A 21,616-nucleotide genomic window follows, 5' to 3' on the forward strand; every position below is an offset into this window, starting at 1 on the left:
GCGGGTGCCGGGCTAGGTTGCCTGCATGGCCGTGGGGATGCTGCAGGTGGACGTGGGCGACCTGACCTTCGACGTGCGGACGGACGGGCCGGAGGACGGTCCGCCGGTGCTGCTGCTGCACGGCTTCCCGGAGACGTCACTGAGCTGGTCGGCGGTGACCCCGTTGCTCGCCGAGGCGGGGCTGCGCACCTACGCACCCGACCAGCTGGGCTACTCCCCCGGCGCCCGTCCCGGGGAGGTGAACGCCTACGCGCTGACCAACCTGGTCCAGGTGACCGCGGACCTGATGACCGCCCTGGACGTGCCGGTCGCCGACGTCGTCGGGCACGACTGGGGCGCCAACGTGGCCTGGGGCCTGGCCGGCTGGCACCCCGACCGGGTCCGCACCCTGACCGCCGTCTCGGTGCCGCACCCGACGGCCTACACGCTGGCCTTCCGTGCCGATCCGGAACAGAAGGAGCGGTCGGCCTACATCAAGCTCTTCTGGCAGGCCGGCAAGGCCGAGGAGGTGCTGCTCGCCGACGACGCCCGACGACTGCGGCGGATGCTCGACGCACCGGGCGTGCCCGCCGAGGCGGTCGACGTCTACGTGCGGCAGCTGTCCGCGCCGGGTGCGCTGACCGCAGCACTGAACTGGTACCGGGCGATGAGCTCGGCCACGCGGATCGACCCGGTGGAGGTGCCGACGACGTACGTGTGGAGCGACGGCGACGTGGCCGTGGGCCGGATCGCCGCGGAGGCGTGCGCGGACCAGGTCACCGGCGACTACCGCTTCGTGGAGCTGCCCGGGGTCAGCCACTGGGTCCCCGAGCAGGCACCCGAGGACCTCGCCCGGGCGGTGCTGGACCGGATCGCCCGGGGCGCGGCGAGCGGCCCGACCGCAAGCGCCGGGTTGGCACGGAACGGGCTCGGGTAGTCGCGACCGCGTGACCGTGCCGCCGCGCCCAACTGCTGCAGCGGGCACCTGCCCGGGTGACGACTGACCGGTGCTCCTCGCCCTCGCCCTGCTCGGCATGCTCGCGCTCGCCGCGGCCGCGCCGCTGCTGGCCCGGCGTCTGGGCCGCACCACCGGCTACCCGCTGGCCGTCGGTTACCTGGCGGTCGGGGCGCTGCTCGCCTCGGCCGCCCCGCGGGTGCTGGACGGCCGGACGGAGACCGCGTCGTGGGAGTGGCTGCCGTCGCTGGGCGTCTCGCTCTCGCTGCGGCTGGACGGGGTCGCCGGCGTCTTCTGCCTCATCGTGCTGGGCGTCGGCGCCCTGGTCATGGCGTACTGCCCCGGCTACCTCGGCGACGACGAGCCGCACGGGACCGTCTACCTGCTGCTGACCCTCTTCGCGACCAGCATGCTCGGCCTCGTCCTGGCCGCCGACGTGGTGCTGCTGTACGTCTTCTGGGAGCTGACCACGGTCTGCTCCTTCTTCCTGATCTCCACCGCCGGGGCCGCCGCTGCCCGTCCGGCCCGGCAGGCCCTGCTGGTCACCGCGGCCGGCGGGTTGGCGCTGCTCGCCGCGGTGGTGCTGCTCACGGTCGCCGCCGGGACGACGGACCTGGCGACGATCCTCGCCGAGCCCGACCGGGTGCTGGACTCCGGGCTGGCCTGGCCGATCGGGGGGCTCCTCGTCCTGGCGGCGTGCACGAAGTCCGCCCAGCTGCCCTTCCACTCCTGGCTGCCCGGCGCGATGGTGGCCATGACGCCGGTGAGCGCCTACCTGCACTCGGCGACGATGGTCAAGGCCGGCATCTACCTGCTGCTGCGCTTCTCGCCGCTGTTCGCCGACGAGGCCGCGTGGTCCACGGCGCTGATCAGCGTCGGCCTGCTGACGGCGGTGACCGGGGCGTTCCTGGCCCTGCGCGAGAACGACCTGAAGGGGATCCTCGCCTACTCGACGGTGAGCCAGCTGGGCCTGCTGGTCGCCGTCATCGGCGTCGGGACGCCGGAGGCACTGGCGGCCGCCGTCCTGCACACCTTCGCCCACGCGCTGTTCAAGGCGACCCTGTTCATGCTCGCCGGGATCGTCGACGAGGAGACCGGGACCCGCGACATCCGGGAGCTCTCCGGCATGTGGCGGGCCATGCCGGTCACCGCGGCGACGACGGTGCTGGCCGCCCTCTCGTTGGCCGGGGTCATCCCGATGCTCGGCTTCGTGAGCAAGGAGTACCTGTTCATGGGGCTGCTCGAGGCCGAGGGCGCCCCGTGGGCCGGCCCGGTGGCGCTGGCCCTCGGCGTCACGGCGTCGGTGCTGACGTTCGCCTACGCCGCCCGGATCGTGCACGGCGGTTTCGGTGGCTCCGAACAGCACGCCGAGGTCTCCGAGCCCCCGGCGGCCTTCCTGCTGCCCGGGGCCGTCGCCGCGGGGCTCGGCCTGGTGCTCGGCCCCGCGGTCAGCGTGCTGAGCCCGATGATCGTCTCGGCCGCCCGCGACGTCGCCCCGGCCGGGGACCCCCCGGAGGTGTACTTCTGGCACGGGCTCAGCCCGGAACTGGCCATGTCCGCGCTGACGATCGTGCTCGGCCTGGTCCTGTTCGCGTTCCGCGCCCCCGTCGACCGGTCCCTGCAGCGCCTCCGCCTCCCCGACGCCGGGCGGCTGTTCGACCGGGCGCACGACGGGGTGATCGCGCTCGGGCACGTGGTGGGCGGGCCGGAACGCACCTCCTCCCCTGCCGCCCACCTCAGCCGCCCGTTGGTGGCGCTGGTCGCGCTGGCGGTCGTGGGGACCGTCCTCGTGGGCGGACTGCCCGGCCGCGCCGACACCGACCGCCCCCTCGACTGGGTGGTCGCAGCGCTGCTGACCGTGGTGGTGCTCGCCGCGGTGCTGACCGGCTCGACCATGGCGGCGGTGGGCCTGGTCGGCGTCACCGGCCTGCTCGTGGCGACGTGGTTCCTGCTCGCCGGCGCGCCCGATGTCGCGCTCACCCTGATGCTCGTCGAGGTGATGACGGCAGTGGTGGCGGTCCTGGTGCTGCGGGAGGTCCCGGGCCGGCTCGTGCGCACCCCGCGGCGCGAGGCCGTCCCGGCCGCGGCGCTGGCGCTGGGCGCCGGCGTGGCCGCGGCGCTGGCCACCCTCGCGTTCACCGGTCGGCGGGAGCTCTCCGCGGTCGGGGAGCACTTCCTGACCTCCACGGAGGAACAGACCGGCGGCACCAACGTCGTCAACACGATCCTGGTCGACTACCGGGGCCTGGACACCCTCGGCGAGGCCGTCGTGCTGGGCACGACCGCGCTGGGCACGGCCCTGGTCCTCGGCCGCTCCGAGCGGCGCCGCGCCCCCGCGCCGGGGACGCCGGCCGGCCACCGGCGGGACGCCGTGCTCGAGGTCAGCAGCCGGGTGCTGGTGCCGGGCATGTTCGCGCTCTCGGCCTTCCTGCTCTGGCGGGGGCACGACGAGCCCGGAGGTGGCTTCATCGCCGCCCTGGTCGCCGGGGCCGCGATCGCACTGAGCCAGCTGACCTCCGGGCCGGACACGCTGCTGGGCCGGCTGACCCGGCCGGACCGGCTCGCCGGCGCCGGCCTGGTGCTCACCGTGGCCATCGGGGCACTGCCCACCGTGCAGGGCGAGGCGTTCCTGACCCCGGTCGAGCTCCCGCTGCTGCACGCTCTCGGGATCGGCTCCACGTTCCTGTTCGACCTCGGCGTCTACCTGCTGGTGCTGGGCCTCCTCGCGGCCGCCGTCACGCGGCTGGAGCACCCGGCCCTCGCCGACGACGACGAACCGGACCCGCCGAGCACCAGCTCCGCGGCCGTCGGTCCCCTGGTCGCCGGCCGGGTCCCGGAGCGGGCGCCGTGACCGCCGCGCTCGTGGTGGGCCTCCTGGTGGCCTCCGGGGTCTTCCTGCTGCTGCGCCGGGGGCTGCTCCGCGTCGTCCTGGGCTTCGTGCTGCTCGGGCATGCGGTGAACGTCCTGCTGGTCTCCGCCGGCGGCATGCAGCGACGCGGGGTCCCCCTGCTCGGGGAGGCCGACGCCGACGGAGCCGCCGACCCACTGCCCCAGGCCTTCGTGCTGACCGCGGTGGTCATCACCTTCGGGATCACCGTGTACATGCTCGCCCTGGCCCGGGCGGGCGACCCGGGTGCGACGACCGGGGAGCCGTTCCCCGGGGAGGACGCGGACCGGGGCGGCGAGGCCGCCGACCAGCGCACCGAGGGTGGGCCGTCGTGACCGGCGGCCTCCTCGTCCTGCCCGTCGCCGGGCCGCTGCTGGTGGCCGGCCTGCTGGCGCTCGTGCACCACCTGTGGCCGCACACCACCCGGCTGGACCGGGTGGCCGGGCCGGCCGCCGCCGGCGGGGTGCTGGTCTTCGCCGGGTCCCTGCTGGCCGCGACGTCGGACGGTGCGGTGCCCGTGCTCCAGCTGGGTGGCTGGCAGCCGGGCATCGCGATCGTCTTCGCCGCGGACACCTTCAGCGCGGTGATGCTGGCGGTCACCTCACTGCTGGTGCTCGTCTCGCTGCCCTTCGCCGCGGCCCTGGGGGAGGACGAGGACCCGGCGTTCGTCCCGCTCGTGCTGGTCCTGCTGGCCGGGGTCTCCGGCGCAGTGCTCACCGCGGACCTGTTCAACCTGTTCGTCTTCATCGAGGTCATGCTCGTGCCGAGCTACCTGCTGTTCGCGGCGGGCGGCGGGGCCGAGCGGCTGGCCGCCGCCCGGCTGTACGTGAGCATCAGCCTGATGGCCTCCACCGTCCTGCTCGCCGGCGTCGGTCTCCTCTACGGCGTCGCGGGCACCGTGAACCTCGGTGAGCTGGCCGGCGCCGCGGAGTCGTCGCCGGCCGTCGGGTTCGCCGGGGCGGTCGTGCTGCTCGCGCTGGGCGTGAAGTCGGCGGTCGTGCCGCTGCACGGCTGGCTGCCGCAGACCTACTCACGGACCGGCCCCGCGGTCGCCGCGCTCTTCTCGGGGCTGCTCACCAAGGTCGGGGTCTACGCGGTCATCCGGCTGTACTCGGTCGTCTACGGAGGCACCCCGCGGTACCTCTGGGTGATCATGGCCGTCGCCCTGCTGACCATGGTGGTGGGCGTGCTGGGCGCGGTCGGCGAGCACGCGATGCGGCCGGTGCTCACCTTCCACATGGTGAGCCAGATCGGCTACGTCTTCGTCGGGCTGGCCCTGTCCACGGCCGCCGGGCTGAGCGCCACGGTGTTCTTCCTGGTCCAGTACGTGCTGGTCAAGACGGCCCTGCTGATGTGCGCCGGGGTGGTGGAGCACCGCTACGGCACCGGCGACCTCGACCGGCTCGGCGGCCTGGTTCGGCGGGAACCGCTGCTGGCCGGCGTCTTCGCGGTCTCCGCGCTCACGCTGGCGGGCATCCCACCGCTGTCGGGGTTCGTCGCCAAGCTCGGGCTGGCCTCGGCGGCCGCCGCGGCCGGGCAGTACCTGGCCGTGGCCCTCCTCGTCGGGGTGAGCCTGCTGACCCTGCTGTCGATGGTGAAGCTGTGGAACGGCGTCTTCTGGGAGCCGCCCGCCGAGCAGCCCGGCGCGGACGGGGACGCGGAGCCCGGCGAGGCCTCGGCCGCGGACGGCGGTGCCTCTCCGGTGGCCAGCGCCCTCGGGAGCCGGGTGCGGCCGCTGGTGCTCGCCCCGCCGCTGTTCCTGGCCGCGGCCGCCGTCGTGCTCGGGCTCTGGGCCGAGCCGCTGCTCTCGTTCAGCACCGTGGCCGGTGCCGACCTGGCCGACCCCGCTGCCTGGGTGGCGGCGGTGACCGGGCGATGAGCGCCCACCCCGGGGCCGGTCCGGCCTCGCTGCCGCAGCGCGGTGCCCTGCGTGTCTGGCGGGTCACCGCCTTCGCCGTGCAGTTCCTCCTCCGGTTCCTGCGCGCGAACCTCGCGGTCGCCCGGGAGGTCCTGACCCCCGGGCTCCAGGTGGCGCCGGCCGTGGTGGTGATCCCGGTGCGCAGCCGGACACCCTTCGAGGTGGCGTCGTTCATGAGCCTGATCGCCCTGACCCCCGGCACGCTGCCGATCGAACTGGACCGGGAACGGCGGCTGCTGACCGTGCACGGGATGCACGCCGGGGACCCGGACGCGTTCCGCGCCGAACTGAGCGACCTGGAGGACCAGATGCTGACTGCCTGGCGGCCGGTGACCGAGCAGCCCGAGGACCGGGCCCCCGACGACGACCGCCGGAGCTGAACGGTGTTCGTGCTGGACGGAGCACTCGTCGTGCTGGCCCTGTGCCTGCTGGTCGCCACCTGGCGGCTGTGGGCCGGACCCACTGACGCCGACCGGGCGCTGGCCGTCGACTACGGCTTCGTCGTCGTCGTCGCCGGCATCGCCGTGCTGGCCGTGCGGCTGCGCACACCGGCGCTGCTGGACCTGGTCCTCGTCGCGACGCTGGTCGGCTTCCTCTCCACGGTGGCGTTCGCGCGGCTGGTCGCGGAGCGGTCCCGATGACCCTACAGAGCGTGCTGGGCCAGGGCCTGGCGATCGTCGGCGTCCTGCTGATCGGCGCAGCGGGGGTCGGCCTGGTGCGTCTGCCGGACGTCTACAACCGGGCCAACGCAGCCACCAAGGCGGCGAGCCTCGGGCTGGTCTGCGTGCTCTTCGGCGTGGTCGTGCTCGCGCCGGGGGTGTCGGCGGTGGTGACCCTGCTGGTCGCCATCGCCCTGCAGCTGTTCACCGTGCCCATCGCGGGCTACAAGATCGCCGAGGCCGCGCACCTGTCCGGCGCACCGCTGGCTCCGTCGACCGTCCGCGACGAGCGGGACGCTCCCGGCCCGGAGGGCGGGGCCGACCGCGCGTGAGGCACCGAGCCGCGCGCACCCTCAGCCGGCCGGGCGCCCGGTGACGAGGGCGAGCAGGCCGTCCTCGTCGAGCAGGTCGACCGGGCGCAGCGTGACCCCGGCGGCGACGTGGTGGAAGCCGGCGCTGACCCGCTCCACCGGCACGCCGGTCAGCCGGGACCAGCCGAGCCGGTAGGCGGCCAGCTGGACGCCGGCGGCAGCGAGTTCGGCGGCCCCCGGCACGGGGCCGGTCTTCCAGTCGATGACCTCGAAGCCACCGTCGGGCGTGGCGTAGACGGCGTCGATCCGGCCGCGCAGGGTGAGCGGCCCCAGCGGTGTCTCGAACGGCGCCTCGACGTCCACCGGCTGGCGGTCTGCCCACTCCCCGGCCAGGAAGGCCTCCTGCAACGCGGTGAGCGCGGCGTCGGGGGCCGCGCCGGCGTCGCCGCTGCCGGGCAGCTCGTCCAGGTCGATCAGCCGGGCAGCACCGAAGCGCTCCTCCAGCCAGGCGTGGAAGGCGGTGCCCCGCCGGGCCAGCGGTGCCGGCGCGGCCGGCATCGGCCGGCGCAGCCGGCGGGCCAGCTCACCGGGGTCGCGGCGCAGCGCCACCAGCGCGGAGACCGACAGGTGGGCGGGCAGCGGGACGTCGACGGTGCCGCGGGAGTGCTCGGCCCGCTCGCGCAGCAGCAGGTCGGCGTCCCGCAGCCACTCGGCGACCAGCGGGTCGTCGGTCGCGCCGAGCGCCTGGGTCGTCAGCGGGTGCGGCTCGGTGCCGGCGACCAGGTCGGCGGCGGCGGTGAGCGACCGGCGGCGGCCGGTCGACAGCGGGTCGGCCGGCCAGACGCCCACCGGCCACTCGGCCAGGGCGGGGTTCTCCGCGTCGTCCGCCGGGGGCTCGGTCCACGCGTCGACGACACCGGCGCCGTCCTCGCAGGCGCCTTTGACCGCCAGCAGCAGGGACGACGGCCCGCAGACGGTCTTGCCGTCGCGCCACCAGCTGCCCGAGCACAGCAGCAGGTGCTTGGCCCGGGTCACCGCCACGTAGCCGAGCCGGATCTCCTCGGCCAGCCCGAAGTCCTTCCACTCCTCGACGTAGTCGGCCAGGGCGTCGCGGACCGCGGCCTGGTCACCGGAACCGGGGACCGGCAGGTGCAGCCGCGGCAGCTCGGCGCGGTCGGTGACCCGCAGGTCGACCGGGACCGCGCCGGGGTCGCGGATCCAGGAGTCGGAAGCGTCGCCCTTGGCGGGGAACTGCCCCACGGTCATCCCGGGCACCGCGACGACGTCCCACTCCAGGCCCTTCGCCGAGTGCCCGGTGAGCAGCTGGACCGCCTCCGGGTTGACGGCCACCTCACCGGGCTCCAGGCCGCGCTCCCGCACCTCGGCGTCGGCGAGGTAGCCGAGGAAGGCCGGCAGCGAGGGCAGCTCGGCGAGCTCGGAGAACTCGGCGGCGACCTCGTGCAGTGCGTCCAGGTGCGTTCGGGCGCCGCCGGGGGTCACGTCCGGGTGGCTGGCCAGCTCGGTCTCCAGGCCGAGGCTGCGGACCACCTCGTCGACCAGGTCGGGCAGCGACTCACCCAGCCGGGAGCGCAGCCCGGACAGCTCGTTGGCCAGCCGCCGGAGCCGCCGGTGCCCCTCGGGCGAGTACGCGTCGGGGCGGCCGAGGTCGTCGAGCGCCTCGACGATGCTCCCGCGCTCCCGCGGCAGGACCGGGCTCGCCGGGGCGCCGGCCGCCGGCGGGGTGCCCTCCTCGACCGGCTCGGGGGACGGCGTGCGGCGCTCCCGGACCAGCGCCCGGGACCGCGCCTCCAACGCCGCCAGGTCGCGCGGCCCGATCCGCCAGCGGGCGCCGGTGAGCAGCCGGCCCAGCGCGTCGCCGGCGCTCGGGTCGACCAGCACCCGCAGGGTGGCCACCACGTCGGAGACCTCGGGCACGTCCAGCAGCCCGCCCAGCCCGACGACCTCGACCGGCAGGCCACGGGCGCGCAGTGCGGCGGCGATGCCGGGCAGCTGGGCCCGGCGCCGGGCGAGCACGGCGATCGTCGGCCGCGCCGCGGGAGCCCCCGGCGCGGCGTCCTCGGAGCCCTTCCAGCACTGCTCGAGCCGGTCGGCGAGCGCCTCGGTCTCCTCGGCGACCGTGTCGTACAGCCCGCAGTGCACCGCACCCGGACCGGCGACCGGGGAGGGCTGGAGGTCCGGCAGCGGCTGCTCGGGCTCGGGCAGCGCGGCGGCCACCGTGTTGGCCACGGCCAGCACCGCCTGGTCGTTGCGCCAGCTGGTGGACAGGGTGAGCCGCTCGGCCGGGCGCTCGGGGGTGCCGGGGAAGGTGCGGGCGAACCGCTCGATCGTCCCGGCCGAGGCGCCCCGCCAGCCGTAGATGGACTGCCGCGGGTCACCCACGGCCAGCACCGGGTGGCCGCCCGGGCCACCGAAGAGCGCCTCCAGCATCCGCAGCTGACCGACGCTGGTGTCCTGGTACTCGTCCAGCAGCACGACCCGCCACCGGGCGCGCTCCCGCCGGCCCACCTCGGCGGAGCTGACGGCGACCCGGGCGGCCAGGGACACCTGGTCGGCGTAGTCGATGGCCCCGGCCGCACGCTTGCGCGCCTGGAACGCCTCGACCATCGGCAGCAGGGCGACCCGGGCCCGCTGCCGGGCCACCAGCTTGAGCACCTCCGCGTAGGGCCCCTTCTTCCGCCCGGCGTCTGCGTAGCCGCGCAGCTGGGACTCGAACCGCGCCGTCCAGGCCCGCAGGGCGTCCGGGGTGATGTCGTGCTCCCCCAGCTCGGCGGCGAGCTGGAGCACGTCCTCGGTGGTGGTGACCAGGCCCAGGGCGACGTCGCTCATGTCGCCGGTGTGCGCCGCCACGGCGGTCGCCGCCTGGCCCCAGCACATGGCCGGCCCGAGCACGCCGGACCCGGGCTCGACGCCGATCCGCAGCCCGTGCTCGGCGACGATGCTGGCCGCGTACCCGTGGTAGGTCGCCACCGTCGGTGCCGCCACGGCGAGCCGTTCCCGGAGCGCCGGGTCGGTGTCCGGGTGCTCGGCGAGCGCGGCCAGCCGCTTGCGCACCCGGGCGTTGAGCTCGCTGGCCGCCTTGCGGGTGAAGGTCAGGCCGAGCACCGCCTCCGGCGCGACGAGCTGGTTGGCGACCAGCCAGGCGACCCGGGCGGCCATCGTCTCGGTCTTCCCCGACCCTGCGCCGGCGACCACCACCAGCGGCCGGTCGACGGGAGCGGCGACCACGCCGGCCTGCTCCGGGGACGGCGAGTGGCCGACGCCGCTGCGGGCGGCGGTCTCGGCGGGGGTCAGCAGCCGCGGCGGCTCCGGCGCGGCGACCGGCACCATGCCGGGGAGGTCGAAGCTGAGCTGCCCGTCACCGGCAGCGGCCCGCGGCGTCACCGGGTCACCTGCCGGCCGGACTCCTGCATCGGGCAGCTGCGGCGGAAGGCACACCGCTCGCAGTCGGTGTCGGTGCGCGCCACGAACTGCCCCGCTCCCATGCCCGCGCCGACCTCGGCGATCAGCTCGCCCGCCCAGCTCTCCCGCGGGTCGACGTCGACGGGCAGCGGCGGCTGCACGTGCTCCTTGGCCGCCTTCTGCGCGCCGCCCACCTGCAGCAGCGCCGCACCGCCGGTGGCGGTGCCGTGCTCGGCGAAGGCGCCCTCGGTGACGGCCAGCTGGTAGGCCGCCAGCTGCCCGTGCTCCTCCACGGCCCGGGGCGCGGTCTTGCCGGTCTTCAGGTCCACGACGACCAGCCGCCCCTCGGCGTCGCGTTCCAGCCGGTCGACCTGCCCGCGCAGCCGGGCCCGGCCGACCGTGACGTCGAAGTCCTCCTCCGCGGCGATCAGCTCCCGGTCGGCGCGGGTGTGCCAGGCCAGGAACTTGGTCAGCATCTCCTGGGCCCGCTCCCGCTGGCGCTGGTCGAACCAGCCCGGACCCAGGTCCAGCCCGTCGAGCTCGGTGTCCAGCACGGCGGGGGCGTCGGCGGGCGGCAGCCCCTCGGCCACCTGCTGGGCCACGTCGTGCACCGCGGACCCCACCGTGCGGGTGGCCTCCGGGGCCGCCTCCGCACCGACCGCGCCGAGCACCCAGCGCAGCGGGCACCGCTGGAAGGTGTCGATCGCCGAGGGCCGCACCGGCACCACCTCGGCCGGGTCGACCAGCGGTGCGTCGTCCGACAGCGGTGCCAGCCCCCACCAGCCGGCCGGGTCTGCCCCGGGCACCCGCTCCGCGGCCAGCCGGCGCAGCACGGCAGCAGCGCTGCTCCGGCGGGCCGGCGGCGTGTGCGGGTCGGTGAGGTGCCGGCGCAGCTCGGCGACGAGCGCGGGCAGGGTCAGCTGCCGGGGCAGCGGGGTGTGCGGGCGCGCGCCGTCCCCCTCGGCCGGGGCCGGCGCCACGAGGTCCAGGAACCGTGAGGCGGTCGCCCCGGCGTCACCGCCGTCCAGCGCGCCGTCGACGGCGGTGACCAGCAGCCGGCGCCGCGCTCGGGTGCAGGCCACGTAGAACAACCGCCGCTCCTCGGCCATCGCCTGGGTGCGCCGGTCCAGGGTGGCCGGGTCGGTGCCACCGGCGGCGTCGACCAGGTCCTCGGCGCCGAGCAGGCTGACCCGGCTGCGCAGGTCGGGCCAGATCCCCTCCTGCACCCCGGCGACGCAGACCAGGTCCCACTCCAGGCCCTTGGCCGCATGGGCGGTGAGCAGCCGCACCGTCTCCCCCATCGGTGCCCGCGCGGCACCGCTGTCACCGGGCAGCTGCTGGGCGCCCAGGTGCTGCACGAACGCGGCCACGGTGGCGTGCGGGAGACGGTCGACGAAGCCGGCGGCGGCGTCGAACAGCGAGACGACGGCGTCCAGGTCGCGGTCGGCCACCGCACCCGAGGGGCCCCCGGCGGCGCTGGCCCGGGCCCACCGGTTGGCCAGCCCGCTGGCCTGCCACATCGCCCACAGGACGTCCTCGGCGCTCCCGTCGGCCGCCAGCGAGAGCCGGCCGGCCGACAGCACCCGGGCCACCCGCAGCGCCGGCCGGGCCAGGTGCTCGGGCAGTGCGTCGAGCAGCGTGGCGTCGGCCAGCACCGCCGCCAGCGGCGCCCCCCGGACCGCCGGGTCCTCACCCCGGGTGGCCAGCTCGCGGCGGACCGCCCGGCGCAGCCGCCGCAGGTCCAGCACCGTCGCCCCACCCAGCGGGGAGGCGAGCAGGGCCTCGGCGCCGGGCTCGTCCAGCCCGGTCTCCGCCGGCGGCTCGGCGTCCGCAGCCGTGTCGGCCGCGGCCGGCAGCAGCGCGGTGAGCGCGGCCAGCAGCGGCTGGACGGCGGGCTGGCCGGCGAGCGCGACGTCGTCGGCGGAGACGGCGACCGGCACCCCGGCCTGGCCCAGCGCCCGGCGGACCGGGCCGAGGCCGGCGGTGGCCGACCGGACCACGACCGCCATCTGCGACCACGGCACGCCGTCCAGCAGGTGCGCGCGGCGCATCGTGTCGGCGAGGAAGGCGGCCTCCGTGGACGGGGAGTCGAAGACGTGCACCTCGGCGGTGCCGGGAGCGGTGTGCTCCCCCGCCTGCAGCCGGCGGTGCTCCCACGGCCCCGGCAGCCCCTCGGCGACCCGCCGGCTGACGGCGAGCAGCTCGGCGCCCGAACGGCGGCAGACGCCCAGGGAGAGCCGGTCGGCCGGCCGGCCGTCGCGGTGCCGGAAGCGGCTCGGGAAGTCGATGATCCCGCGCGGCTCGGCGCCACGGAACGCGTAGATCGCCTGGTCCGGGTCGCCGACGACGACCAGGTCACCCCCGCCCCCGGCGAGCAGCTCGACCAGCTCGACCTGCGCCGGGTCGGTGTCCTGGTACTCGTCGACGAACAGCCAGCCCGCCCGCTCCCGCTCGGTGCGCAGCAGCTCCGGGTCGTCGCGCAGCTCGTCGATGGCGGTGCGGACCAGCTCGGCCGGGTCGTAGCCGGAGGCGCCGCCGCGGGCGACCGTGGCGAAGTACGAGACGTCCTGGTACTGCCGGAGGAAGTCCGCGGCGGCCTCCCAGTGCGGCAGCCCGCGCTCACGCCCCCAGGCGGACAGCCGCCGGCTGTCGATGCCCCGTTCGGTGGCCCGCAGCAGCAGCTCGCGCAGCTCGTCCCGGAAGCCGTCGGTGCCCAGCGCGGCGGCCAGCTCGGCGGGCCAGCGGACGGCGCCCTCCTCGTCGGCGTCGCCGCGCAGCAGCTCGGCCAGCACGGCGTCCTGCTCCGCAGAGGTCAGCAGCCGCGGGGCGGGCTCACCGCGCAGCACCGCGGCCCGGCGCAGCACCCCGAAGGCGTAGGAGTGGAAGGTGCGGGCCACCGGCTCCCGGATGGTGCGCCCGACTCGGGCGGTGATCCGGGTGCGCAGCTCGGCCGCGGCCTTGCGGCTGAAGGTGAGCACGAGCAGCCGCTCGGGGTCGGCGCCGGCGTCGATCCGCGCGGCGACCGCCTCGACGATCGTGGTGGTCTTCCCGGTGCCGGGGCCGGCCAGGACCAGCAGCGGACCGCCCCGGTGGTCGACCACCGCCTGCTGGGTCGGGTCGAGCTGCGGGCGGACCACCGGCTCCGGCTCCGGCTGCACCAGCCGGTACACCGGCCCCGCGACACCCGCCGACGACTCGGTCGTGACCACCGCTTGACTGCCCGCCTCCCCCCGCACACCCCGATGAGACCACGGGGGTACGACAGTCCGGCTCAGGCAGTCCGGCTCAGACCTCGTCCGGCCAGCCCACGGCGGCCAGGTCGACCCGGGCACCGCGCAGCGGCACCCCCTCCCCGGCCAGCAGCTCCAGCTGCCGCACCCGGACCGGTTCGGCCGCCGTCCCGTCTGCGCGCACCACCCGGTGCCAGGGCACGGCCGCGCCACCGGCGGACAGCGCCCGGGCGACCCGGCGCGGTCCCACCCCGACCAGGCGCCCGATCGCGCCGTAGGTGCTCACCCGCCCCGGCGGGATCGCCTCGACCACGTCGTAGACGGCCTCGTCGACGTCCTCCGCCGAGCGCGGCTCGGGTCCGGGAGCTCGCACGGTGCCGACCTCAGCCGGTGAAGTCGCTGTTGAGCGTCCACCACTCGTACAGGTCGGCGACCTCGTCCTGCGTCGTCGCGGGGGCGTGGACCGCACCCTCGATCAGGTACTCGTCGTCGGTCCAGACGATCACCGCGTCGCCGTCGGGCAGCAGGGCGCAGGCCACCAGGCCACCGGTGACGCCGTCGGGGTAGGTCCACTCGCCGTAGCCGGTGGTGGTCGAGCAGTCGTCGTCCCCGGACCACTCGCCGACCCCGAGCTCGGCGGCGTCGGCGGCGAAGACCGAGTCCAGCGTGGGCACGTCCGGGTACTGGTGGTAGACCGCACCGGCCGGGCCCGGCTGGGTGAGCGCGGGCCCGCACTCCGCCGCCGCGACGTCCCCGTCACCGCGGAGTCCCCGCTCCTGGCAGTCGGCGAAGTCGCTGGGCAGCTGCGCCAGCAGGTCGTCCGGCGCCGGCGCCGGCGGACTGGTCGGCGCGGACGACGACGCGGACGGAGCGGACGACGACGGGCTGGTCCCGGCGGCCGTCGGCTCAGGGGCGTCGTCGTCCCCGGTCAGGGTCAGCGTGAGCACCACCGCGACGACCACGAGCAGCAGCAGCGCCGCGATGATGACGAGGACGGTGGTCCGTTTCTTGCGGTCGTCGTCACCACCGGAGGCACTCGACCCGCCCGGGGCGCCCCACCCGGGGCCGCCGAACCCGCCCACCTGGGTGGGCTGGTCGCCGTAGCCGGGCGGGCGGGGCGCACCCCAGCCCCCGGGACCGGGAGGGGGGCCGTACCCGCCGGGCGGCTGCCCCGGCCCGGGCTGGCCCCAGCTGCCGGGCTGACCCGGCTGCTGCCCCCAGCCACCACCGGCGTGCCCCGGCTGCTGACCCCAGCCCCCGCCGGGCTGCCCGGGCGCCGGCTGCCCCCAGCCGCCGGGCTGACCCGGCTGCTGACCCCAGCCACCGCCCTGCGGCGGCCGGCCACCCGACGGCGACGACCCGTCCGGGCCGTACGGGGGCGGGCCCTGGGGTGGCTGGCTCATCGTGCGACCTCCGGCTCGGCTGTGTCGGGACGGCAGCCTAGGCCGCGGGGGTCCCGGCCGGCCCGGGTGCCGCACCGACGGCGAGTCCGCCAGGGCGGTCAGGCCCGGCGGCCGAACCGGGCCAGCAGGCGCGTCTGCAGGTCCGCGCCCGGCGGCACCTCGACCGGGGCGTCGAACACCCCGGGCGCCCCGTCCTCGCCGAGGTGCTCCTCGGCGTAGCGGAACGCCTCGGCCACGAGCTCGGGGTCCAGCTCGGTGTCCCCGTCGACCGCCCGGGCGAGGTCCCAGGCGTGCACGGTGAGGTCGACGGTCATCTCGATCAGGTAGTCGCTCGCCGGGGCCGGCCCGGAGGACAGCTGCACGGTGCGGGACAGCGCGTCGTCGGCGGCCCAGGCGGTCAGCGCGGCGTCGGCCGCGGACTCCCAGGCCGACAGCGGGTCCTCACCCAGCAGCTCGGCCGGGTCGGTCGGGACCCGGGGACCGACGGCGTCCGGCGACTCCCCGGCCAGCAGCAGCGGGACCCACAGCTGCTCGCCGGTCAGGTGGGCCACCAGGTCCACGACGCTCCACTCCGGCAGCGCGGGGGCGTCCCACTCGCCGGCCTCGACGGCGTCCACCCGGTCGGTGAACTGCGCCTGGGCGCGCTGGTACCGCATCAGGAGGTCCGCACGGCGGGGATCGGGCATGCCCTCAGTAGAACGCAGCCGGGCCCCGGCACGCGCAGTGGCGTACCGGGGCCCAGGTGACGTGCTGGAACGGCCCCCGTCCAGGGACCCGCCCTGAGCTTGCGAAGGGTGGGGAGGACGGGGGTCCTTCTAGTAGGTCGGCAGTGCCTTGTCGATGCGGGTGGCCCACGCGGTCACGCCGCCCTGGACGTGCACGGCGTCCTTGAAGCCGGCGTTCTTGACCGCGGCCAGCGCCTCGGCCGAACGGACGCCGGTCTTGCAGTGCAGCACGATCGGCTTGTCCTGCGGCAGCTGCGCCAGCGCCCGGCCGGAGAGGATCTCGTCCTTGGGGATCAGCTTCGCGCCCGGGATGGAGACGATCTCGTACTCGTTGGGCTCCCGGACGTCGATCAGCTCGAAGTCCTTGCCGGCGTCCATCATGTCCTTGAGCTCGTCGACGGTGATCGTCGAACCCGCGGCGGCCTCCTGGGCCTCCTCGGACACGACGCCGCAGAACGCCTCGTAGTCGATGAGGCCGGTGATCGGCTCGCCCTCCGGGTCCTTGCGGACCTTGATCTCCCGGAAGGTCATCTCCAGGGCGTCGTAGACCATCAGCCGGCCCAGCAGCGTCTCGCCGATGCCGGTGATGAGCTTGACCGCCTCGGTGGCCTGGATGGCGCCGACGGTCGCGCAGAGCACGCCCAGCACACCGCCCTCGGCGCAGGAGGGGACCATCCCGGGCGGCGGCGGCACCGGGTAGAGGTCGCGGTAGTTGGGCCCGTGCTCGTTCCAGAAGACCGAGACCTGGCCGTCGAACCGGTAGATCGAGCCCCAGACGTAGGGCTTGCCCAGCAGCACGCAGGCGTCGTTCACCAGGTAGCGGGTGGCGAAGTTGTCGGTGCCGTCGACGATCAGGTCGTACTGGCTGAAGATCTCCTCGACGTTGGAGGAGTCCAGCCGGGTCTCGTGCAGCCGCACGTCGACCAGCGGGTTGATCTCCTTGATCGAGTCACGGGCGCTCTCGGCCTTGGACCGGCCGACATCGGACTGCCCGTGGATGATCTGGCGCTGCAGGTTCGACTCGTCGACGGTGTCGAACTCGACGATGCCGAGCGTGCCGACACCGGCCGCGGCCAGGTACATGAGCACCGGCGAGCCGAGGCCACCGGCGCCGACGGCCAGCACCTTGGCGTTCTTGAGCCGCTTCTGTCCGTCCATCCCGACGTCGGGGATGATCAGGTGGCGGCTGTAGCGGCGGACCTCGTCGATCGACAGGTCGGCGGCGGGCTCCACCAGGGGTGGCAACTGCACGGAGCGCTCCTCACAACTGTGGTCACAGGGCTGACCGGCTCCAGAGGCCGGTGTCCTGCTCTGCCCAACAGCGTGGCACGCCGCCCTCTTCCCGCGTCCGGCCCGGGGGTCATCCCCGCAGGTCGCGGTGCCGGTAGCCGGTCAGCCCCCCGGCGGTCAGCACCGCGGCGACGGCCAGCAGCCCGACCAGCCCCGGCACGTCCACCGGTTCGGCCGGCACGGCCGCCAGGTGGGCGAACGGCGACAGACCGCGGACCCAGCCCGGCCAGCTCAGGGTGTCGGCGAGCACCAGCAGCAGGTAGCCACCGGCGGCCGGCAGCACCCCCAGCGGCAGGACGGCGGCCGGCGCGCACGCCAGCGCCGCGACCGCCGCACCCAGGCACACCGCCACGACCGGCAGCACGTTGAGCACCCCCGCCAGTGCGGCGCCCGCGGACAGGTCGGCGCCCACCCAGGTGGCGCCCAGCCAGGTCGCCAGCCCGGCCGCACCGGTGAGCAGCACGGCACCGACGGCGACCCCGGTCAGCTCGGTGGCCAGCCAGCGGACCCGGCGCACCGGCAGCGAGTAGAGCAACGTCAACCGCCCGGCGACCTCGTCGGCCGCGGTGGCGGCGACCCGGCTGGCGACGAACGCGCCGACCGGCACGGCCAGCAGGGTGAACAGCGAGGCCACGTAGCCGCGGACGCTGCCCAACTCGGCGAAGCCGGCCTGGGCGGCCAGCTCGGCGAAGCGCGGGTTCTCGGTCAGGAAGTCGGTCATCGTCGTGGCCAGCAGGCCGATGAGCGCGAAGTAGGCCGCCACGGCCGCACCCCAGCCCACCACCGGCCGGCCGGTGTGCCGGGCCACCAGCCCGGGCAGGGACCGCAGTCGCCGGGCGCCGGGCCGGACGGCGCCGGGCCGGCGCCACGGTCCGCTGCCAACGTCCCGCCGTGCGGAGACCGTCACTGCCGCCGCGACGAGGACCGCGACCGCGGCGGCCAGCACGAGCAGCGGCAGCACCCGGTCGGCGGCGAACGGGGCGCTGCGGCCCAGCAGCCCGAACGGGCTCAGCCAGTGCAGCCAGCCCAGCGCCGGCACCCCGTCGGCGACCATCCGCGCCAGCAGACCGGCCAGCAGCACCCCCACCGCCAGACCGGCCGCGGCCCGGCGCTCGGCCAGCAGCTGGGCGGCGAGCGCGCCCAGTGCCGCGCCCACCATCCCGGTGCCACCGATGAGCGCGCCGAACAGCACGGCGCCGGTCGTGGCGGTGCCGGCCAGCACCAGGCCGGCGGCCGTCGCGACGCCGACGAGCGCGCTCGCGCCCAGCAGCACCGCGAGGTGCCGCAGCAGCACCGCCGGCAGCCGCGCCGGGCCGGCGAGCAGGAGGTCCCAGCGGCCGGCCTCCTCCTCGCCCCGGGTCATCCGGGTCGTCGCGAGCGCCGCCCAGACGCCGACGAGCACGGCGATCGCCGTGCCGGTGCGCCACACCGTGAAGCCGCCCGGGTCGTCGAGGGCGACCGGTGGGCCGAACAGGGTGCGGATGGCCGGGTTCTCCGCCAGCGCCGCCAGCGACGCCCCGGCCAGCTCCTGGTCCAGCTGCCGGTGCTGCACCGCGACCAGCGCCGGCATCCCGGCGGCGACCGCGGTGACCAGGACGGCGCCGCGGCGGACCGACCGCACGGCCAGTGCGGTCACCGCCCGGCCGGCCGGCCCGGGCTCCGGCGTCCACCCGGCCGCGGACGCCGTCGGGGCCGGCGCGGTGCCGGTGGTCATGCCCGCACCTCCTCGCCGGCGGACCGGTGGCCGCCGGCGGTGTCGCCGTAGAAGTCGAGGAAGAGCTCCTCCAGGGAGGGCTCCCGCACGTCGAGGGCGACGACGTCCAGGTCGGCCAGCGCACGCAGCACCGGGGCGGGCGGGCCGGCCAGCGTCATCGTCAGCTCGAGCGGTGAGCTCCACCGCAGGTCGGCGACGCCGTCGACCCCGGTCAGGCCGGCTCCCGCGGCAGCCGGACGAGCCAGGGTGACGCTGATCTCCGAGCGGCGCAGCCGCCGCAGCTCCGGCAACCCGGCGACCTCCACCAGCCGGCCCTCGCGCAGGATGCCCACCCGCGCGCAGACCGCCTCGACCTCGGCGAGCTGGTGCGAGCTCAGGAAGACCGTCTGGCCGCGCCCGGCCGCCTCGGCCACGCAGCGGCGGAACTCACGCTCCATCAGCGGGTCCAGCCCGCTGGTCGGCTCGTCCAGGACCAGCAGGGGGGCGCGGGTGGCGAAGGCCGCGATCAGCGCGACCTTCTGCCGGTTGCCGGTGGAGTAGGTGCGAGCCCGCCGGTCCGGGTCGAGCGCGAACCGCTCGACGAGCTCGGCCCGGTAGTCCAGGTCGGTGCCCGGGCCGACGCCGTCGAGCAGGTCCAGGCACTCCCGCCCGGTCAGCGCCGGCCAGAGCGCGACGTCCGCGGGGACGTAGGCCAGGTGCCGGTGGGCGCGGCCGACGTCGTGTGCCGGGACGCCGAACACCTCGACGTGACCACCGGAGGGGCGCAGCAGTCCCAGCGCCATCCGGATCGTCGTGGACTTGCCGGCGCCGTTCGGGCCCAGGAAGCCGAAGACCTCCCCGGGTGGCACCGCCAGCGACAGGTCGTCGACGGCGACGGTCCGGGAGAAGCGCTTGCTCAGGTGCGCGGCGCGCAGCGCGGGCACAGCAGTGGGAGAGGTGGGCATCGGGGCCCTCCGATCGCAGTCGGGAACACGACTGCCGACCAGGCTTCCCGGCGCACCAGCAGGCACGTTAGACCTGCTGGACCCCCGCGGGGAACGGCTTGTGGCGCGGGGTGATCCGGAGGATCAGGAGGGGTACGGCCAGGCGTTCTTCAGGCAGCTCTGCAGGCCGAGGGTCTGCTGCTGCATCACCGGGGCCAGCTGCCCGGCGCCGGGGCACTGCTCGTGGCCGTTGCCGAGGGCGTGCCCGACCTCGTGGTTGACCACGTACTGCCGATAGGTGGGGACTTCCCCGCCGTAGTCGGGGACGGCGGTCTCCCAGCGGGCCAGGTTGATGACCGCCCGCTCGCCGTAGCGGCAGGACGTGTAGCCGCCGGTGCCGACGCCCGGGCAGTAGATCTCCATGCTGCCCGGGCTGACCAGGCTGACCCGGAACTCGTACGCACCGGCCGCGGCCTCCGCAGCCCCCACCCGCTGGAAGGACAGCCGGCCGCCGGCGCCCCAGGACCGGGGGTCGCCGAGGATGCCCTCGACCGCGGCGGCGAAGGCGGCGCCGTCGACGCCGATGCCGTCCTCGACCTCCACGACGAAGCGTTCCAGCGGCCCGGTGCCGTACACCGCGGACGTGCCGTCGACCACGCTCACGCTCCCGGTGCCCTGCTCGACGTAGGTCGGCGCCGCGGGCACGGTGTCCGCCGGCGGCGCCGTCGACGTGCTGGACACGTCGGCCGGCACGCCCTCCCCCTCGGCCTCGGTGACCTGCGGGGCGATCGGGGTGGCCGGCGCGGAGGCGTCGACGGCAGCCTCGGCCGTCGACGTCGGGGTGGGGCCCTCGCCACCGCCCGGCCGGACGACGTCGATCAGGGCGAGCACGGTCGCGATGGACAGCAACGGCACGGCGTAGGCCCGCCAGCCGTACCGGCGGACGAACCGGCGGAACCGGCCGCGCGGCAGCACGGCGGGACGTGCGGACGGGGCGGGGTCACGGCGGGCGACCAGCGGCTCGCCTGCCGGGCGCCGTCCGGACGGGCGGGGTCCCGAGCTCGTCACGGCGGCCAGGCTCTCACGACGCACCGACCTCCGGGAGGACGTCGGCCGGGCGCGGCGCCGTTCCCGGACCGCCGGTCACACCTGTCCGGCCGGGAGGTCGTTCCCGCCGACGGGGTCGGTCGCGCGGTCACCGGCGGCGTCCTCGGCCAGACCGAGGACCGCGCGGGCCGTGGGCTCGGGTGCCTCCAGCATCGCCAGGTGCCCGATGCCCGCCTGCACCTGCAACCGGGCGTCGGGGAGCACCTCGGCCAGCCGCGGTGCGAGCTCCGGGTCGACCAGCTTGTCCCGGTCACCCCACACCACCAGGGACGGCGCCCGCACCGACCGGGCCATCCGCCAGGCGTTCGCCCGTCCCACCCGCAGGTAGGAGCTCATCAGACCGCGCAGGCTGCGGGTGAGCGCCTGACCCGCCCAGGGCTGCTCGTCCCGCCGCCGGGTCTCCTCCACCGCCTCGGCGACCCGCTCCGGCGGCACCCGGCTCGGGTCGCCGAAGCACATCTGCAGCAGCCCGCGGACGCGCTGCTCCGGGCTGGCGCCGGCCAGCCGCCGTTCGGCCAGCGCGGGGACGCCGGGCAGCAGCACCAGCGCGATCGCCCGGTCGAACGCCGCCGGCACCCGGTAGACCGGCATGGCCGCGGAGATCAGGGTGAGGGTGGCGACCAGGTCCGGCCGGCGGGCGGCGACCCACACGCTGACCAGGCCGCCGAGCGAGTTGCCCACCAGGTGCACGGGACGCCCCTGCCCGGGGCCGGGCCGGGCGACGATCCACTCCAGGACGTCGACGACGGCCTGGACGTGCCGGTGGATGGAGTAGCGGGGCGGCGGCGCCGACTGGCCGAACCCGGGCAGGTCCAGCGCCCAGCCGTCGAAGCGGACGGCGAGCAACGCAGCCAGGTCGGTCCAGTTGGTCGAGGCGCCACCCAGCCCGTGGACGTAGAGCGCCCGCTCGTGGGGCACCTCCGCCTCGACCAGGTCGCTGCCGGGCAGCGGGCCGCACCAGGGCGTGTGCCGGACGAAGACCTCACCGCCGGTGACCGGCACCATCGCACCGGGCCAGGGTGGGAGGAGGGCACCGGGCCGCGGCAGCGGCACCGAGGACAGCCGGGCGTCGGTCACCTACCCGACGGTAGAACA

At 76.1% G+C, this 21,616-nt stretch carries 17 protein-coding genes; 7 read left to right on the forward strand and 10 right to left on the reverse strand.

Features of this window, described 5'->3' with window-relative positions; all coding sequences use genetic code 11:
* The first annotated feature begins 25 nt into the window (after positions 1–25).
* The 7 genes from IN07_RS21750 (at position 26) to mnhG (ending at position 6,730) form a co-directional block, all read left to right on the forward strand.
* Positions 26–916, forward strand: coding sequence for an alpha/beta fold hydrolase (locus IN07_RS21750; protein ID WP_052091608.1), 891 nt, complete (start codon positions 26–28; stop codon positions 914–916).
* Positions 917–986: 70 nt separating this feature from the next.
* A complete protein-coding gene (gene mbhE, locus IN07_RS21755) occupies positions 987–3,785 on the forward strand; it encodes a hydrogen gas-evolving membrane-bound hydrogenase subunit E (protein ID WP_064972468.1) in 2,799 nt (932 codons plus the stop codon).
* Positions 3,782–4,156, forward strand: coding sequence for a sodium:proton antiporter (locus IN07_RS21760; RefSeq protein WP_081975605.1), 375 nt, complete (start codon positions 3,782–3,784; stop codon positions 4,154–4,156). The genes mbhE and IN07_RS21760 overlap by 4 nt, the downstream gene beginning before the upstream one ends.
* Positions 4,153–5,700, forward strand: a complete 1,548-nt coding sequence (locus IN07_RS21765; RefSeq protein ID WP_036340348.1) for a monovalent cation/H+ antiporter subunit D family protein — start codon at positions 4,153–4,155, stop codon at positions 5,698–5,700. Before IN07_RS21760 ends, IN07_RS21765 begins: the two co-directional genes overlap by 4 nt.
* On the forward strand, positions 5,697–6,119 hold the full coding sequence (locus tag IN07_RS21770; RefSeq protein WP_052091609.1) for a Na+/H+ antiporter subunit E: 423 nt from the start codon (positions 5,697–5,699) through the stop codon (positions 6,117–6,119). The genes IN07_RS21765 and IN07_RS21770 overlap by 4 nt, the downstream gene beginning before the upstream one ends.
* A 3-nt stretch (positions 6,120–6,122) precedes the next feature.
* The gene (locus IN07_RS21775; RefSeq protein ID WP_036340351.1) at positions 6,123–6,380 is read left to right on the forward strand and encodes a monovalent cation/H+ antiporter complex subunit F; all 258 of its coding nucleotides are present in this window, start codon (positions 6,123–6,125) and stop codon (positions 6,378–6,380) included.
* Complete coding sequence (mnhG, locus tag IN07_RS21780) at positions 6,377–6,730, forward strand: monovalent cation/H(+) antiporter subunit G (protein WP_036340354.1); 354 nt, start codon at positions 6,377–6,379, stop codon at positions 6,728–6,730. Before IN07_RS21775 ends, mnhG begins: the two co-directional genes overlap by 4 nt.
* A 21-nt stretch (positions 6,731–6,751) precedes the next feature.
* Here mnhG and IN07_RS21785 read toward each other — a convergent pair whose 3' ends face one another.
* The 10 genes from IN07_RS21785 to IN07_RS21830 all read right to left on the reverse strand — a co-directional run bounded on the left by IN07_RS21785 (position 6,752) and on the right by IN07_RS21830 (position 21,598).
* Positions 6,752–10,111, reverse strand: coding sequence for an ATP-dependent helicase (locus tag IN07_RS21785; protein ID WP_231558523.1), 3,360 nt, complete (start codon positions 10,109–10,111; stop codon positions 6,752–6,754).
* On the reverse strand, positions 10,108–13,338 hold the full coding sequence (locus IN07_RS21790; protein WP_156119327.1) for an ATP-dependent helicase: 3,231 nt from the start codon (positions 13,336–13,338) through the stop codon (positions 10,108–10,110). The genes IN07_RS21785 and IN07_RS21790 overlap by 4 nt, the downstream gene beginning before the upstream one ends.
* A 76-nt stretch (positions 13,339–13,414) precedes the next feature.
* Entirely contained in the window at positions 13,415–13,732 is a 318-nt protein-coding gene (locus IN07_RS21795; protein WP_036340357.1) for an MGMT family protein, read from the reverse strand.
* 10 nt (positions 13,733–13,742) lie between these two features.
* A complete protein-coding gene (locus tag IN07_RS24275) occupies positions 13,743–14,762 on the reverse strand; it encodes a hypothetical protein (RefSeq protein WP_156119328.1) in 1,020 nt (339 codons plus the stop codon).
* 98 nt (positions 14,763–14,860) lie between these two features.
* Entirely contained in the window at positions 14,861–15,448 is a 588-nt protein-coding gene (locus tag IN07_RS21805) for a TIGR03086 family metal-binding protein (RefSeq protein ID WP_064972469.1), read from the reverse strand.
* Between the two features lie 129 nt (positions 15,449–15,577).
* Positions 15,578–16,738: an adenylyltransferase/sulfurtransferase MoeZ gene (gene moeZ / locus IN07_RS21810; protein WP_036340362.1), complete on the reverse strand. Its 1,161-nt coding sequence runs from the start codon at positions 16,736–16,738 to the stop codon at positions 15,578–15,580.
* A gap of 109 nt (positions 16,739–16,847) precedes the next feature.
* The gene (locus IN07_RS21815) at positions 16,848–18,491 is read right to left on the reverse strand and encodes an ABC transporter permease (RefSeq protein ID WP_036340364.1); all 1,644 of its coding nucleotides are present in this window, start codon (positions 18,489–18,491) and stop codon (positions 16,848–16,850) included.
* Positions 18,488–19,435: an ABC transporter ATP-binding protein gene (locus tag IN07_RS21820; protein ID WP_081975606.1), complete on the reverse strand. Its 948-nt coding sequence runs from the start codon at positions 19,433–19,435 to the stop codon at positions 18,488–18,490. Before IN07_RS21820 ends, IN07_RS21815 begins: the two co-directional genes overlap by 4 nt.
* Before the next feature lie 123 nt (positions 19,436–19,558).
* Positions 19,559–20,482, reverse strand: a complete 924-nt coding sequence (locus IN07_RS21825; protein WP_231558524.1) for a DUF3152 domain-containing protein — start codon at positions 20,480–20,482, stop codon at positions 19,559–19,561.
* Between the two features lie 75 nt (positions 20,483–20,557).
* Positions 20,558–21,598 (reverse strand): alpha/beta fold hydrolase, encoded by a 1,041-nt coding sequence (locus tag IN07_RS21830; RefSeq protein ID WP_052091611.1) that lies wholly within the window; start codon positions 21,596–21,598, stop codon positions 20,558–20,560.
* Positions 21,599–21,616 lie beyond the last annotated feature (18 nt).

The organism is Modestobacter caceresii (assembly GCF_000761485.1).
GTDB lineage: Bacteria > Actinomycetota > Actinomycetes > Mycobacteriales > Geodermatophilaceae > Modestobacter > Modestobacter caceresii.

Bases quoted from the DNA above. Each gene is read 5' to 3' on its own strand.
- mnhG (WP_036340354.1), top strand. From the start codon at position 6,377: ATGACCCTACAGAGCGTGCTGGGCCAGGGCCTGGCGATCGTCGGCGTC.
- IN07_RS21750 (WP_052091608.1), top strand. From the start codon at position 26: ATGGCCGTGGGGATGCTGCAGGTGGACGTGGGCGACCTGACCTTCGAC.
- IN07_RS21770 (WP_052091609.1), top strand. From the start codon at position 5,697: ATGAGCGCCCACCCCGGGGCCGGTCCGGCCTCGCTGCCGCAGCGCGGT.
- IN07_RS21815 (WP_036340364.1), bottom strand. From the start codon at position 18,491: ATGACCACCGGCACCGCGCCGGCCCCGACGGCGTCCGCGGCCGGGTGG.
- IN07_RS24275 (WP_156119328.1), bottom strand. From the start codon at position 14,762: ATGAGCCAGCCACCCCAGGGCCCGCCCCCGTACGGCCCGGACGGGTCG.
- IN07_RS21805 (WP_064972469.1), bottom strand. From the start codon at position 15,448: ATGCCCGATCCCCGCCGTGCGGACCTCCTGATGCGGTACCAGCGCGCC.
- IN07_RS21820 (WP_081975606.1), bottom strand. From the start codon at position 19,435: ATGCCCACCTCTCCCACTGCTGTGCCCGCGCTGCGCGCCGCGCACCTG.